Source organism: Capsulimonas corticalis (assembly GCF_003574315.2).
In the GTDB taxonomy this organism is placed as follows: domain Bacteria; phylum Armatimonadota; class Armatimonadia; order Armatimonadales; family Capsulimonadaceae; genus Capsulimonas; species Capsulimonas corticalis.
Genome location: NZ_AP025739.1, coordinates 5960155 through 5975460, shown reverse-complemented (window position 1 = coordinate 5975460; position 15306 = coordinate 5960155). Strand labels below are relative to the sequence as shown.

Below are 15306 nucleotides of genomic sequence, written 5' to 3'. Positions count from 1 at the left end.
TGATTATGTTAGCTTTGGAGGAAGAGCGTAAATTCAACATAAAAAACAACGAAAACAAAAAGGAGAAAATAGCCGACGTGAAACGAGTCAGGCGGATGGCCTATCCGGCATACGAATGGCGGTAGCCGTGTGCGGAATCGGCGGCTGTGCGAAACATGCGCCATCTGCGCTTCAGAGGAATCGGAAGCGTATTGATCGCCGGCCGCTCTCCTGTTCCTCGTTTGACACGCTGTTCGCGCGCCGGTATAATATTCCCATCAAGTCACGCGCCATCAGACCACACGATGAACAGAACTTCCCCCCTTAGCTTCGTAATATTGCTTTCGTTCGCCTCGTCTCTCTGCCAGGCGAGCACTGTGACGAAGCGCCTTGCGCCCGGAGTGACGCTGACACAAGAGATCGACACGACGACGCCATTGATTATCAACGTTGTGACCGTCGATCTGAAGACGGCGGGCGTGCATCCCGAGGTCGCGATCGGCCAGGATAAGATCTTCGGCTCGGATGCGACGAAGGGACGGGAAGATGTGGCGCGCCTCGCCCGGCGGCACAAAGCGCTGGTGGCGGTGAACGGCGATTATTTCGACTATACGGGCGATCCGCTCGGACTGGGCATTCGCAACGGCGAGCTGCTGTCCGAACCCTGGACCGGCTATGGGAAGGGCGGGCCGCGCGCGGTGCTGGGGTTCACCGACGACGGCAAGCGGGCGCTGTTCGATATCCTTGGCTTTTTGGGCGATCTTCAGGCGGCTGATGGGCAGCGCATCGCGGTTCGCGGGATCAACCGGCTGGCGGGGAAGAGCGAAGTCGTTGTCTACAGCAGTACATATGGCGATGCGACGGCCAACAAGCCGGGCGGTACGGACCTCGTGCTGACGGGCGTCAACCTGCCCTTGCGGGCCAACAAGATGATCCAGGGCAAGGTCACGGTCGTCAAAGCGCTCAGCGATGGGATCACGCCGATCCCGCCGGATGGTCTGGTGATTGCCGGCGGTCCGGGCGTCGGCGCGGATTTCCTCGCTCAGCATATTCACGCCGGCGACAATGTTGGTTTCGTGCTAGGGGTAGGGGATCCGAGTAATGTGGCGAGCTCCGTCCAGGTGGCGAACCTCCCGCGCGTGGGGGATCTGCCTTCGCGCGCCGGCGTTGGGATCGACCGCAAGGCGTTTCTTTGGAGCCGGATGTCGCATGCGATCGGCGGCGGGCCGCGCCTGCTCGTCAATGGCCAGGTGAGCGTTGACGGCGTCGCCGAAGGGTTCGACGCCACATTGACAGACGGGCCGCACCCGAGGACGGCTGTCGGGACCAGTAGCGACGGCAGCCGCCTGTATATCGTGACGGTGGACGGGCGGCAGACGATCTCCAAAGGCGTGTCGCTCGTCGCTCTCGCCGGCATTTTGAAGCGGTACGGCGCCTCCGAAGCGATCAATCTGGACGGCGGCGGGTCGACGACGATGGCGGTTGGGGGTATAACTATCAGCAGTCCCGGCGGAACGGGGTACGAGCGCCCCGTCGCCGATATGCTTCTGATCGACAGCGACGCCCCTTACGTGGAAACAGCGCCGGAAGATTCGGTTCTTCCCGTCATGCAAGTGGATCCCGCAAACGTGGTGGGAATGCCGCCCGCGGCCTTCGTGCGCGGACCGCAGATCGTCGCCGCTTCCGACACGCTGACCGTCGGCGCCGCCACCACGCTCACGCTCGTCGACGGCGCCAGGACGATCCGAGGGGATTCCGGCGATGTCGTATGGCAGGGGCCGAGTTCCGGCGGCTGCGGTTTCGTGAACCAGAGCGGCTCCTTCCTTGCCCTCGCTCCGGGAGACACAAAGATCACGGCGCTTTACAAAGGGCAGCTTGTCACGACGACGATCACGGTGAGCGCGCCCGCCGCGCCGCTGGTCAGCGCGGCGGATCTCTTCGCCCTTCGGACAAAGATCGCGCGTGCTCCGGTGGCCGGAGCCCAGCAGAGCGTACTTTCGGTGCAGATCGCGAATGCGGCGCTGAAGCCGGGGCAGGGAATGCCGGTCCATGTGAGCGTGACCGGCGGGAAGGCCGATCACATCGATGGGGTGACGGACGCCGACGGCGGCGTGACGTTCCGTATCACTTGGGACAATGCAGCCGGCGGGCTGGTGACGGTGACGTCCGGAACGCTTGCGTCAGTAACGATAGGACGGCCAAAGTAATGGAATCCGAAGAGAAGATCGAAAAAGTGGAGAAGATCGAGAAGGTGGAAAAGACCGACTTGATTACGCTCAAGGATGTGCGCCACGACAGCCGCGTACGAACTTACATCACGCGCGCCAACGAACAGATGCAGGCGATCGGCTACACAGAGCACGGGCACCGGCACGCCGGCATCGTCTCCACCATCGCGCGCAGCATCCTGACGAACTTGCAGCGGGACGAGCGCGACGCCGAGCTCGCGGCCATCGCGGGATATCTGCACGATATGGGCTGCGTCGTCAATCGTATTGGGCATGTGGAAGCCGGCGCGCTGATCGCCTATACGATCCTGACGCAAATGGGGATGTCGGCGGGGGAGATCGCGACGGTGATCGGCGCGATCGGCAATCATGAGGAGCCCAACGGCGTCCCGATTTCGGCGGTCTCGGCGGCGGTCATCATTGCCGACAAGTCCGACGTCCACTTTTCCCGCGTCCAGGTGAGCGATCCGATCAAGTTCGACATCCATGACCGGGTGAACTATGCGGTTCAGAAATCGTATCTGCGCGTGGACGCCGCCGCGAAAGCCATCATTTTGGAGCTGACGATCGATACGCAGCACGCTTCGGTGACCGAGTACTTTGAGATTTTCGTGCTCCGTATGGTATTATGCCATCGCGCCGCGGACTTTTTGGGATGCAAATTCCACCTCAATGTCAACGGCGTAAATTTGTAATGACCATGACCTAGCCAGTTTCTGGTAGAACTGCGAGTATTATCATGAATATATCTGGGTATAATCCGGACATGGAAGACGACGAGGAACTGACAGACGAGACCGTGATGCTGACCCGCGCGCAATGGGAGGACCTGATGCGGTCCATCCAGAGCTTATCGCAGGCCAACGCGAGGCTGGTGGAGACCATCGCGTTTCTCCTCAAGCAAAATCTCGCTCGTGGAATCGTCGAGGCTGAAGAGCAGAACATACAGAGCGCCATCGCCGACGGCGACCCGTACGATCTGGCGGCCCTCCGGCGATTGATGGGCATCGGCGACTAATGGATAGGGATCGGCGACGAGGCGACGCTGGGGAGCTATCCCAGCCCATGCACCGGAGCCGCCGCCTCCATCAGATCGCTTTTGTGCGCATACTCTGGAAATGAAGCCGCGCCCAGCGTGATGGTAAACTCGTGCGGCAGCGCGTCGCGCAGCGCCGTAAGCTGCGTGATCAAACGCCGCAGAACGATCTCACGCGTGGCGCCGGTGTGCGGCAGCATCGCGCCGATTTCATGATCCCCGATCCGCGCCACCAAGTCCGAGCGGCGCATGCACTCGTTCACGGTCTGCGCGACCTGCGCGAAGTAGGTCGCCTCCGGCAGATCGTTCCCCACCAGGACCCTTACCACCGACAGCTCCAGATCGTGCCGCTTGGCGCGAGATACTTCCTCTTCCAAACGCGCGTCAAAATAGCTCTGCGTATACAGTCCGGTGACGGCGTCGACAACGGTCGCGGGCGCTTCCTCGTAGTCGGCCGCCGCCATGGGGCCAAGGCTGGCGATCCGTCGGCGTCGCCCTTCATGCTGCAGCGCGGCTTCGCGGACAGCGTCGCTGCGGAACATCTGCTGTAGTTTGCGCGCCGAATTTTTCAGAATGTGCGAGATATAGTTGTTCGAGACGCCGAGAGCGCGCGCGATATCCGTCTGGCTGCGGTCTTCGTAGTAGAAGCTGTAAAGGACCTTTTGTTCGATCTCCTTGAGACGGACGAGCGCATTCTCCAGAACAACGCGGTCTTCGATGGGGAGCTCGGCGGTGGTGGCGCGAAGGTTGTTTTCGGCGACATGGGCGGCGGGGCCGCCGGTCTCCTGCGCCTCGTCCAGCGACGTCACGGCGAAGATGGATCGCGTGGACTTGATTCGAACGATTTCCGACTCGGCCAGCCCCAGCGACTGCGCCGTTTCCTGGTCGGTTGGCTCTCGGCCAAGAGATTGGGTGAGGGTTTCAATTTCGCGGCGGACCTTTTGCGCCAGCTCCTGAAGCCACGCCGGCTCCTTGATGATCTGGACGCGGTCGCGAAGGAAGTGACGCAGGTGCCCATCGATATGGTGCGTGGCGTAGGTAATCAGCTTGACGCCACGCGTTTGATCGTACTGGTCGATCCCATGCATCAGGCCGAGAAAGCCTTCCTGAATGAGATCCTCCAGCGGCACGGCGGCGCTCATGAACTGACGCGCCTGCTTTTGAACCAGAGGCCGGAATTGGAGCACGAGCGCTTCGCGCGCGGCCGCCGCATCGGGACCGCCGGCTTTATACTTGATCAAAAGTCGGCGCGCTCGCGACTCGTCATCCAAGCGGCTCGGGCTGCGGCGTTCCTGCCCGTCCCATTTCGAAGGACTCGCTGCTGTGTCTGCTCCCATATCCCCCCTATCCTCCGCCACACGTAATATATACCAACGGTCCGGGCGAAGGAAACACCTTGCTCGATTAATGTATGGACGTCACCAACTTGAAGATCGGAGCCATTACGGAGATGGCGATGAATCCGACAACGACGCCCATGAAGACGATCAGCAGCGGTTCGATCATGGATGTCAATCCCTTGACCATCGCGTCCACTTCGTTGTCATAAAAGTCGGCGACTTTTGTCAGCATCTCCGCGAGGCGTCCGGTTTCTTCACCGACATCGATCATATGCGTGACCATCGACGGAAACAGCCCGGAGGCCGCCAGCGGATGACTGATCTTGGCGCCTTCCCGAATGGAAACGCGCGCGTTGTTGATCGCCTGCGCCAGCACCGCGTTGCCGGATGTCTCGCCGATGATCTCCAGAGACCGCATCATCGGGACACCCGAAGCGATCAGCGTTCCAAAGGTTCGGGCAAAGCGCGAAATGCTCATCTTCAGCACAAGGTCGCCAAAGATCGGCAGCTTGAGCTTGAGGCCGTCCAGAACGAAGTGTCCTTTGACGGTCTTGTCGTACTTTTTCAGCGCGACTATCGATCCCGTAATGATCATCGCCACGAGCCACCAAAACTTTTGCAGCCAGTCGCTGGCGTCGAACAAAAACTGCGTGGTCGGCGGCATCTCCACGTTCATGGAGGTGAAAATCTCTTTAAAGCGCGGCAGGACAAATAGGAACAGGGCGACGACCATCAGGCCGGCGAAGCACAGGACAATGATGGGATACATCATCGCGGACTTCACTTTGCCCTTTATTTCCATTTCCGTTTCCAAAAATCCTGCAAGCCTATCCAAAATCGTGTCCAAAATACCGCCAATTTCCGCGGCGCGGATCATGTTGACATAAAGTTTGGAAAAAACATGCGGATGCTTGGCGAGCGCGTCGGTCAGAGACAGTCCTCCCTTGACATCGCGCTTGGTGGCGTTGATGACGCCTTTGAGGCCTTCTTCCTTGACCTGGCTCTCCAGAATGTCGAGGCATTTGATGATCGGAATACCGGCGTCGATCATGGTGGCGAACTGGCGGGAGAAGACGACCAGCGCGGGGAGCTTGACCTTTTGCGTTTTCGAAGCGAACTGAAGCTTCATGCTCGCCTTCGCTTCGGTCACCGACAGGATATGGAAATGCTGCTCGTGCAGGCGGGCGAGCACCATCTGTTCGTTATCCGCCTCGATTTTGCCTTTGACCGTGCGACCCGACGGATCCACGGCGTCATATTGAAACGTTGCCACGCAATACCTCCTGAAGAGCGGCGGCAGGGGCCATTGCCGCAGGCGCTGCGCCGCGAGACGCCGCCGTCTTCATTATCGGTGAATTCGTGGATGGGCTGGAGGGTGAGCCCTCACCCCCCGGCCCCCTCTCCCAGAATTGGGAAAGGGTGGCCCGAAGGGCCGGGTGAGGGCCTGTCACGTCTCCGAGAATATGGTTGGCCTCCCGTGAGGGCCGGGGGCATCTTATCGCCGCCCGAGCGCCTTTCGCACTACGCGCGCGGCGCTGGCGCCGGAGGCGCCGAAGACGCCGCCGCCAGGGTGGGTGCTGGCGCCGGTGAGAAAGAGGCCGGGAATGTGGGATTGGTATTCGGAAAGCTCGGGGAGGGGGCGGAAGGCGAACATTTGGTCCAGGGACATTTCGAGGTGCATGACGTTGCCGCGCAGGAGGCCAAGGGTGCGTTCGAGATCGAGCGGGGTTTGGATGAAGCGTTTCTCGATGGCGCCGCGCATGTTGGGGGCGTGGTCGTAGAGGGTTTCGCAGATACTGTCCGCGACTTCCTCGCGCGCATCATCCCAGGAGCGGCCGTCGCGGCGGTCGTAAGGGAAGTACTGCGACCAGAGCTGGACGATGTGCTTGCCGGCGGGGGCGAGCGTGGGATCCAGCGCGCTGAAGGTCATGGCGAGGACGGGCGGTTTCTTGGAGGGGCGGCCGCCAACGTAGTCGGCGTAGGCGTCCATCAGGTATTCAGGGGTGGGGCAGAGGAGCTGCATGCCCTGGTGGACGTCGTGAGGCTGTCCGGCGCCGTAGTCGGGAAGCTCGGAGGCGGCGCAGCGCACCGTCATGCCAAAACCGTTGCCCACGTTCAGCGCGTCCAGTCGGCGTTTCAGATCTTCGGGGATGTGCTCCGGCGCCAGCAGCGTCCGCATCGTCGTCATCAGATGGCAGGCGGAGACGACGGCCTTCGCGCGATACGTTTGCCCGCCGGCCTCCACGCCGACGGCGCGGCCGTTCTCGACGAGAATCTGTTCGACGGGAGCGTCGGTGAGCACTTCGCCCGCCTGCGCCTCGAACGCGCGCCGCATTGCGGCTGTGAGCGCGCCCGAGCCGCCGCGCGCGCGCCAGGCTCCCGTTTCGTGCAGGGCGGCGTGCCAGCCGGCGAAGGGGCCGGAGCCGATCTCCGTGGGCGGCGGGCCGGACTGCGCCGCCAGCCAGCCCAGCGCCGCGCGCATCTCCGTGCTTTCGAAGGTTTCATGCAGCAGGCGGCCGTATCCCGACAAGATCATACGCAGGGTGTCGCTGGTGTTCCGTCCGGGCGACTTCGCCATGATGACATGACGGCCGAAGTTCGCCATCGTCGGCGGCTCCTGAAACGCCCGAAAGACGCCGCGCGCGACCGGAGCCCAGCGCGTGATGAAATCTTTGTACGCGGCGGCGTCCCGGCGCGACACCTGCGCGATGCTCGCACACGTTCGATCGACATCCCGGTGGAAACAGATGGCGCGTCCGTCGCGCATTGGAAACGCCGCCCAGGGATCCATCTCGATATAGGAAAGTCCGTAGCGCGCCAGCTCCAGGTCCTTCACAATCGGCGTCTGATGGATCATGATATGGACCGACGACCCGATATCGATCTTGTAACCCGGCCAGATCTCCTCGGTGCAGACGGCGCCGCCGACAATGGGACGGCGTTCGACGACGAGCACGCGATATCCAAAGCGTTGCAAATAACAAGCGCAGACCAGGCCGTTGTGTCCGGCGCCGACGACGATCACGTCATATGTGGGGGAGGGCATGGGAGGATTGTACCAGAGGTCGGGAGCAAGCAAAAGAAATCGGCCGGCGGAATTCACCGCCGGCCGATCTGTCAGTACGCGAGCGTTACAAGTTTTGCAACGGTTACAGCGTCGCGCCGGCCAGTTGGCCTTGCACGTCCACGGCGCCTTCGGAGATGAGCGCCTGCCGGACACGCGCCGCATTGGCGGCGTCCGCGTGGACTCCGACCAGAATGCCGCCGCTCGCGAGGCCAGTCTCATAGGTCCGCGCGGTTTCCTCGGGGATACCCGCGCCGACCAGGGCGCCGATAATGCCGCCGCCCAGGCCGCCCGCGCCCGCGCCGGCCAGAGCCGCCGCCAGAGGACCGGCCACGAGCGGGATCGCCGCGCCGCCGGTCGCGGCGATCGCCGCGACGCTGCCTGTCGCCGTGAGGGCCGCGACGATCGCGCCCAGAGTGCCGCCAATCGCGGCGCCAACGCCGGCGCCTTCGGTGGCTTTCGTTCCGGTCGCTTCCGTGAACTCACGGCGCGCCGTTTCATCGCGAATAATCACGCTGATATCGCTTTGACGATATCCCAATGCTTCTAAGTCAGCGACCGCGCGCTCTGCGGAAGCGCGGTCACGGAACAGTCCGGTAATCAGATCCGCCATGATTGTTCTCCTTCTCCCCTCGCCGCCATAGGTAGTTCGCTTCGGTTCGTGACGGTCGGGAGGATGTCCACGATCATTTACCCGCTTATGCGCGAGCGCAAACTCGTTTTTATGGCTGTATGCTTCTGGAAAATGACGATTGCTGATGTTTGGGCGTAAGCTCGTATTTTTACCAGGCACTTGGCATGGATTATGCGTTTATCCACTGCATTGCGCGAAGTCAGGCGATGTCGCCGCGCGAAAACTCCCGCGTCAACGTCGATAAAAATTGATTTTGTATTCGCAATAATCACAATCCATTGGAGGATTTATGCAACACAGAAGTTTACCGCAGGCGCATAAGATCATCGGCGTTGCCGCCGTGATTTCCTGCTTTGGTATGATCGCGGCTCACGCCGCGCCAATTGGGCCTGGATCAACGGTCCTCGTGCCCGGAACAAATTCCACGGTGCGTCCCGAACTCGCGGGAACCGTGATTCGCGATACCAACATTCCGTTTCAGATTGTCGGTCCGGGCGGAGCCATCGTCGCTTCCGGAACTGTTCAGGATCGCGTCGTTCGCGAGACTGTCAGTGGTTCATTGGACTTTTACGTTCATGTGACAAATGACGCCTCTTCCACGGCAAATTTGATCCTGGTGACACGCAGCGACTTTGGCCCTGCGACAACGGATGTCGACTGGCGCAACGATGGCGTAGGCGTCAACGCTCCGCAGGTAACATGGCGCAGCACGATGGCGGACACCCTTGGATTTGTGTTTTCGTCTCCCAACTCTCAGGTGCATCCAGGAGCCGATACACGATTCGCGATGATCAAGACGAACGCGCGGTCTTACGTCTTGAGCGGAGTAACCACGATCCAGGCGGTATTTCCCACGGGCGCGGTCGCCGGAACGGCGCGCGTCGTCACCGCCGCTCCCTCTCCGATCACCGCAGCGGCCACATACCATATCTTCCAGCTTGCAGGCCCCGATCTGAATTCGTCTCTGGTCAATAAATTTGCCACACTCCAGAAACTTACGCCGAGCGGTGCGAATCGTGATTCCCGTTCGCAGGTCTTTGTGGATGGCGACGGCAGCGTCCGAGTCATCAGCGATTTGAGTGACGGCCGCTTTGTCTTTGAGCCCAATCTTGCGCTGACGACGGACAAAGCTCCAGACCCGCGCGGCGTCGTCAAAAACGCTTTGAGTTTCCTTCAGCAGTATGAATTGCTGCCGGCGGTTCGCACCGGCGTTCTGCTGGATGGGGAGGTTGTCACGACTGCGACGGGCGCGGCCGCCAAGGCGGGAGATAAGCCTGTGGGTCAGGACGTCATGCGCACCGTTAACTTCTTCCGTCAGGTGGATGGTCTGCGTGTTGTCGGACCGTATTCCCTTCTCTCCGTGGATCTGGGCGGCAAGGGCGCCATTGGCGCCGTGCGAACGATACGTCCGATCAATTACGACGCCATGCATGTGGATTGGAAGCCCTACAGCCAGGCGGCGGGCGAGTTCAGCCGGGAACTGGGAGCGCTCATTGGCCTTCTGCGCCGAAGCGACCCTAAAGTGCAGTATCGACTGGTCAATTTCGACTTCGTCTATCTAGAGCAGGGGCTAAAGTACGTACAGCCGGTGTATCGATTCCAGGTGGAGTTCCGGACCGGCGACGGTGAAGCGAGCGGTCAGACGTTTGTAATCCCCGCTTCCAATGCTTCCCCTGAAGCAATCAATAACACCCCGATCAACGATAATCCCGTGACCGAACCAGTCTCCACACGAGCGTCCGTAGCGTCCGACTTCCTGAACCCGTCTCCGAACGGCGGAGCATCCACTCTGGATTACGGCGTTTACGTCGTTCGAGGCGACAATCGGTTTCTGCAGGACGCCTGGGGATTCCATACCAATCTCGATACGTCCAATGCGGTTTCGAGTATCCTGGGATTTGGCTGGCATCAGCCGGTTAACTTCAATCAGTACTACTGGGACCACCCGTGGCTATGGGAAAATGATCCTGCGGATGGGGTGGCCGACAACAGTCGATATTACGTTGGCCAGAATCATGTCGTTCTTTATGAAGGTCACGGCGCGCCATGGCTTTCGACGACATACAGTAATAACGGCGATCTGATCGATTACCGAACACTTCCCGGATACGGCGCCCATAATGGAACGAATGGAAAAACGGCGTATGTTATCTGGCATACCTGTGATTCCATTCCGGCGCCCGGAGATGCGTATGGCAACTTCTACCAATCGCCGGCCGGGCCGTTTGATGTCTGGTTCAATGTGTTCCAAGGGCTGCGCGGCACATATGGCGCGCGCACCACGGTAGGCATTTACAATAACGCCGGACCGAGCTTCGCGTGGCTTGCGGGGCTTGGGATTCCGAACCTGAACGCCTGGTTCAGCGCCAACACCAGCGCGGGGCATAGCGGCGGCTGGAACTACGCCTCCGCCGTCATCCTCTCCGGTCACGAGAACGACCGAATCTACGACAACGCCGCCGGCCCCAGCGCCGGATCGCTGACAATGTGGTGGCAGCACCCATAGTCCGCGCCTCATATCAAAAAAGCCGCTTCGCGCGATGCGCGAAGCGGCCTTTTGGCGTCTATTTGCTTTCTTTCTTGTTGGGCGCCGTCCCTGGTTTGCCTTTGTAATTGGGGCTGTTAGGGCTGGCCCAGACCGCGATATACTTCACCTTCAAATCCGATGGGATCGGCGTGAGTGACCAATCATAGCTGCCGCCGTCGGCGCTGTTGTGCGTGCCGCCGCCGAGCGCGAGGTTGACCAGTACGAACATTGGCCGACGTGCGGACTCGAACGTCGGCACAGTCCAGACGGATTTGCGGTCGAGGTACCAGGTGATCGTATCGGGCTCGATATCCACTCCATAGGTGTGGAAGCCGGTGTTCAGTCCCACTCCGTCCACAAAGATCCCATTGCTTTTGGTGGCGGTCCCGTTGTGTCCCCAATCATGCCATGCGAGTCCGTCTTTGTTCGGCTGACCGGGCGGCATTTGCCCCGGCCCGGTTCCATAGTTTCCATACGATTCGGTGATGTCGATCTCGCAGCCGTTCGGGAGGGTCTTATCCGTGAGCGTGGGCGCGTCGAGCAGCCAGAACCCGGGCCATGTATTCGGAGTTCCCGGGACCTGCATGGATGCCTCGAAGTAGCCGTACTGCTGGGCGAAGCCCTTGCCGTGCTCGTCCATGGACGACAGCAGTCCGCCGCTATAACCGCTGAACCAGTTATTGGGGTCGTGCCCATCCTTCTGGACCCGAATGGTCAGATATCCATGTCCGAGGCTGAACGGGTGCCCGTCCGGTCCGGGGTCCGCGAAGGTAAACCAGTCCGAGTAGGACGGCGTATGCGCGATCCAGACCCCGTCTTCGATCAGATGCGGCGCCACGGCCAGCGACTTTATCTTTGAAAAGTCCTGAGCGAATACCCGCTGGTATTTGGGATTGGGAGGAGAGGGAATTCCGGCGCGCGCCGGCCCAGCGAATTGAGGCGAGACAATCGCCGCGAACAGCAGTGCGCTCGGCGCAATCAACTTGAGGGTGGGCATCAAAATACCTCCAAAGGCGACTGAAAAGAGGTCCCGGCCATGCCTGCCTGTTCGCCGGCGCCGTCTCGATCTCCTGCCTCCATGCGGACCCTTCATTCCGAATAGGGAACGATTCGGCCTCGGCGCGCGCTATCCAATCTATGAGAAATACAACCATCACGCGCCGGCTTCGCGCCGCCGCGATTCTGTCCGCATCGATCGCGCTCGCCGTTCCCGCCTTTGTGGCGACTCCCGCCCAGGCCGGCGTTCTTCACAAGCATCCGACCGCCGCCGGCGTCGGCGCGGGCCTTGTCGCGCATCACATGGCGAAGAAGTCCGCCGCCAAGGGCGGCCATAGCCTCGCGGCTCGTCATCCCATCGCGACCGGCGTCGTCGCCGGCGTGGCCGCGCACCACATGCTCAAAAAGAAATAGTCCGACGTTCGATCACGTTCATGAAACGGCCCGCTGACAATGCTCAGCGGGCCGTTTCGTCGTCGGACATCAGCAAAGCAAGCATGCGCTCTGGATCGTCCAGAAACGTCTTCGTGATTTGGTAATGCTCCGTGTCCCGATACTCCGTCCTTTGTATTCCTTCCGATGAAAACTGCAAAATCGCCGCGTCGGGATAGGCCATCAGAATCGGCGAATGCGTCGCGATGATGAACTGGCAGCCTTGCTGGAGAAGCTGATGCATTCGTCGCAGCAACCCGAGCTGTCGCTGTGGCGACAGCGCCGCCTCTGGTTCGTCAAAGAGGTAAAGACCGCCCCCGCCTAAACGATGTACGAGCAGCGCCATGAACGATTCGCCGTGGGATTGTTCGTGCAGCGATTTGCCGCCATACGCGTCAATGATTGGCGGCGGTTTGTATGAACCGGGTTCGTTTTGATCTAACCGCTCGATTTCCGTAGCAACCGTAAAATAGCTTTCCGCTCGGAAAAAATAAGATGTGCGTGGTCGGGATAATCCCTTCACAAGCGTCAAACATTCACCAAGGCTCGAATGGGAATCTCGTGTTGAATAATTGAAGTTGCGCCCGCCGCCCTCTGGGTTTAGCCCAGTGGCGACGGCGATGGCCTCCAGCAGCGTCGATTTCCCTGTGCCGTTCTCGCCGATGAGAAAGGTTACCTGGGGGTGCAATTTAAGCCGCGTCAGTGAGCGAACTGGCGGCAGCGAGAAGGGGTATTGGTCGAATGATGGAACGCGGTCGCGGTTCAGCAGCACTTCGTGGATAAATGGGCCTTGAACCGGCCTCGCCTTCTTCATATTGGGTTTTCCCCACCGGATGGCGACATCAACAAATTGAGCATGCGCTCCGGGTCGTCTAAGAACATCTTGGTAATTCGATAGTGCTCCGTGTCCCGGTACTCAATCGGTCGAATGCCGCTCGCTGAAAACTCCAGGATTAACGCATTGGGATAAGCCATCAAAATCGGAGAGTGAGTGGCGATGATGAACTGACATCCTTGCAGGATCAGCTCGTGCATCCGGCCGAGCAGAGCCATTTGCCGCTGCGGCGACAGCGCTGCTTCTGGTTCATCCAGGACATAGAAACCGCCTTGACGAAAGCGATGTATGAGAAGTGACATAAACGATTCGCCGTGGGATTGCTCGTGCAGACTGCGTTCTCCGTAGCCTGTGACGTTATAACCTTCCACGGTCGTGGCGACATTGAAGAAGCTCTCGGCTCGCAGGAAGAAGCTATCCGTGGGGCGGCTGAAGCCGCGAACGAGGGTTAGGAAATCAGAAAGATCGGAATGGGATTCGCGTGTGGCGAAGTTGAAGTTTCGACTGCCGCCTTCCGCGTTGAGATCGGCGGCGACGGCAATCGCCTCCAACAGTGTGGATTTTCCCGTGCCGTTTTCGCCTATCAGAAACGTTACTTGGGGATGCAGCTTGAGGCGTGTCAGGGAGTGGACCGGCGGCAGCGAGAAGGGGTATTGGTCAAATGATGGAACGCGGTCCCGGTTCAGCAGCACTTCTTGGATGAATGGACCTTGAGCCGGCCGCGCCTTCTTCATATCCTATTGTATCACGGAAGCTGTTGAAGAAGACACGGTCTTATCAATACCCCTTCACGAGCCTCTGGAAATTCTCGCGGTCGATCGCGCGGGTGGCCGCCTCTTCGTACGTCACGGTTCCGCCTCGGTGGAGTTCGGCGAGCATGCGGTCCATGGACTGCATGCCGTATTGCTGGCCGGTTTCGATGACGGAGTTGATCTGATAGGTTTTGCCTTCGCGGATCAAGTTGCGCAGGGCGCTGGTGGCGATCATGATTTCGATGGCGGCGACGCGGCCGCCGCCGATTTTGGGCATGAGCTGCTGGGCGATGACGGCTTCGATGCTCGTGGAGAGCTGGATGCGGATCTGTTCCTGCTGGTGGGCAGGGAAGACGTCCACGATGCGGTCGATGGTTGCCGGGGCCGAGCGGGTGTGCAGGGTGGCGAACACGAGGTGGCCGGTTTCGGCGAGCGTGATGGCGGCGGCGATCGTTTCCAGGTCGCGCATTTCGCCGACGAGGATGACGTCCGGGTCTTCACGCAGGGCGGCGCGCAGGGCGTTGTTGAAGGAATGAGTGTCGCCGCCGAGTTCGCGCTGGTTCACCATGCTCTTTTTGTGGCCATGCAGGTACTCAATGGGGTCTTCAATCGTCAGGATATGCGATTCGCGCTCCGCATTGATCACATCAATGATGCTGGCGATAGTGGTTGATTTTCCCGATCCGGTCGGGCCGGTCACCAGGACCAGTCCGGAATGCTTGCGCGTCAGTTCGCGAATGACCGGCGGCAGCTTGAGCTGATCCAGGCTGGGAATCTTATTCGGAATGACCCGCATGGCGCAGGCGAGCGAGCTGCGCTGGCGGTAAACGTTGAAGCGGAAGCGGCCGACACCGGAGACTCCATAGGAGAAGTCCAGCTCGTGGGTGCGCTCGTACGTGGTGATCTGGTCCGTGGTCAAGATTTCGTAGACCATGCGCTGCGCCTCGCGGGGCGTGGCGGCGTCGTAGGGAAGCGGCGTGACGCGGCCGTCCTTGCGGACCATCGGCGGCAGGCCGGTCGTCAGATGCAGGTCCGATGCGCCGAACTCCACCGTCCGCTGGAGCAGCTCATTGATATGCGTTTCAACCAGGCTGCGCGGCGGCTCGATGTAAGCCTTGCGATCCTCATCGGCGCCGATCGACTGCGCGGCGGGGCGAGCGGTCGGCGGCAGCAGATCGTCCAGCTCGCCGCTTCGGTTCTGGGATGGGGGCGGCGCGGCCTGGGCCTTCGGAGCGTACTCCTCGAAGGAGTTGGACTGCATGCCGGTTGCGTCGGAGAGACGACGCAAGTCGTTGCCGATAAAGCTCATTCCGGCGGGCGAATCCGCGTCGTCCGCGGACCCGCCGATCGTGAAGCCCATCGATTTTGGCGCAGGCGCGGGTGAGGCCGCTTTTGCTTTCTTGTCGTCCTTCAGGTAAGGGAGAGGCGTTTCGCCGGCCGCCTTCGCGCGCTTTTCCGCTTCTTCGGCTTCGGCGCGGGCCGC

Annotated in this window: 13 protein-coding genes; 5 read left to right on the top strand and 8 right to left on the bottom strand. The window is 60.6% G+C overall.

Translation table 11 applies throughout. The annotated features are described in order from the left end of the window. The first annotated feature begins 356 nt into the window (after positions 1-356). From D5261_RS25600 to D5261_RS25590, 3 genes are read left to right on the top strand one after another with little or no spacing between them, the layout of a single operon-like run. A complete protein-coding gene (locus tag D5261_RS25600; RefSeq protein ID WP_165863890.1) occupies positions 357-2186 on the top strand; it encodes a phosphodiester glycosidase family protein in 1830 nt (609 codons plus the stop codon). After that, complete coding sequence (locus tag D5261_RS25595; protein WP_119319310.1) at positions 2186-2902, top strand: HD domain-containing protein; 717 nt, start codon at positions 2186-2188, stop codon at positions 2900-2902. The genes D5261_RS25600 and D5261_RS25595 overlap by 1 nt, the downstream gene beginning before the upstream one ends. A gap of 44 nt (positions 2903-2946) precedes the next feature. After that, positions 2947-3225, top strand: coding sequence for a hypothetical protein (locus D5261_RS25590; protein WP_119319311.1), 279 nt, complete (start codon positions 2947-2949; stop codon positions 3223-3225). 35 nt (positions 3226-3260) lie between these two features. Here D5261_RS25590 and D5261_RS25585 read toward each other — a convergent pair whose 3' ends face one another. The 4 genes from D5261_RS25585 to D5261_RS25570 all read right to left on the bottom strand — a co-directional run bounded on the left by D5261_RS25585 (position 3261) and on the right by D5261_RS25570 (position 8260). After that, a complete protein-coding gene (locus D5261_RS25585) occupies positions 3261-4580 on the bottom strand; it encodes a sigma-70 family RNA polymerase sigma factor (protein WP_119319312.1) in 1320 nt (439 codons plus the stop codon). A gap of 67 nt (positions 4581-4647) precedes the next feature. Continuing rightward, entirely contained in the window at positions 4648-5856 is a 1209-nt protein-coding gene (locus tag D5261_RS25580) for a type II secretion system F family protein (protein ID WP_119319313.1), read from the bottom strand. Positions 5857-6078: 222 nt separating this feature from the next. After that, a complete protein-coding gene (locus D5261_RS25575) occupies positions 6079-7629 on the bottom strand; it encodes a phytoene desaturase family protein (RefSeq protein WP_119319694.1) in 1551 nt (516 codons plus the stop codon). Positions 7630-7732: 103 nt separating this feature from the next. Continuing rightward, positions 7733-8260 (bottom strand): general stress protein, encoded by a 528-nt coding sequence (locus tag D5261_RS25570; protein ID WP_174721470.1) that lies wholly within the window; start codon positions 8258-8260, stop codon positions 7733-7735. Positions 8261-8570: 310 nt separating this feature from the next. Here D5261_RS25570 and D5261_RS25565 point away from each other — a divergent pair, with 310 nt between their 5' ends. After that, complete coding sequence (locus D5261_RS25565; RefSeq protein WP_119319314.1) at positions 8571-10787, top strand: DUF6345 domain-containing protein; 2217 nt, start codon at positions 8571-8573, stop codon at positions 10785-10787. 58 nt (positions 10788-10845) lie between these two features. On the opposite strand, the gene D5261_RS25560 is transcribed toward D5261_RS25565, so the two are convergent. After that, positions 10846-11805, bottom strand: coding sequence for a glycoside hydrolase family 16 protein (locus tag D5261_RS25560; RefSeq protein WP_165863891.1), 960 nt, complete (start codon positions 11803-11805; stop codon positions 10846-10848). Positions 11806-11945: 140 nt separating this feature from the next. On the opposite strand from D5261_RS25560, the gene D5261_RS25555 reads away from it, so the two are divergent. Continuing rightward, the gene (locus tag D5261_RS25555) at positions 11946-12218 is read left to right on the top strand and encodes a hypothetical protein (protein ID WP_119319316.1); all 273 of its coding nucleotides are present in this window, start codon (positions 11946-11948) and stop codon (positions 12216-12218) included. Positions 12219-12261: 43 nt separating this feature from the next. On the opposite strand, the gene D5261_RS25550 is transcribed toward D5261_RS25555, so the two are convergent. From D5261_RS25550 to D5261_RS25540, 3 genes are read right to left on the bottom strand one after another with little or no spacing between them, the layout of a single operon-like run. Further along, the gene (locus D5261_RS25550) at positions 12262-13050 is read right to left on the bottom strand and encodes an AAA family ATPase (RefSeq protein WP_119319317.1); all 789 of its coding nucleotides are present in this window, start codon (positions 13048-13050) and stop codon (positions 12262-12264) included. Beyond that, entirely contained in the window at positions 13047-13805 is a 759-nt protein-coding gene (locus tag D5261_RS25545; RefSeq protein ID WP_119319318.1) for an AAA family ATPase, read from the bottom strand. Before D5261_RS25545 ends, D5261_RS25550 begins: the two co-directional genes overlap by 4 nt. 43 nt (positions 13806-13848) lie before the next feature. Further along, positions 13849-14913, bottom strand: a complete 1065-nt coding sequence (locus tag D5261_RS25540; protein ID WP_435792421.1) for a type IV pilus twitching motility protein PilT — start codon at positions 14911-14913, stop codon at positions 13849-13851. Positions 14914-15306 lie beyond the last annotated feature (393 nt).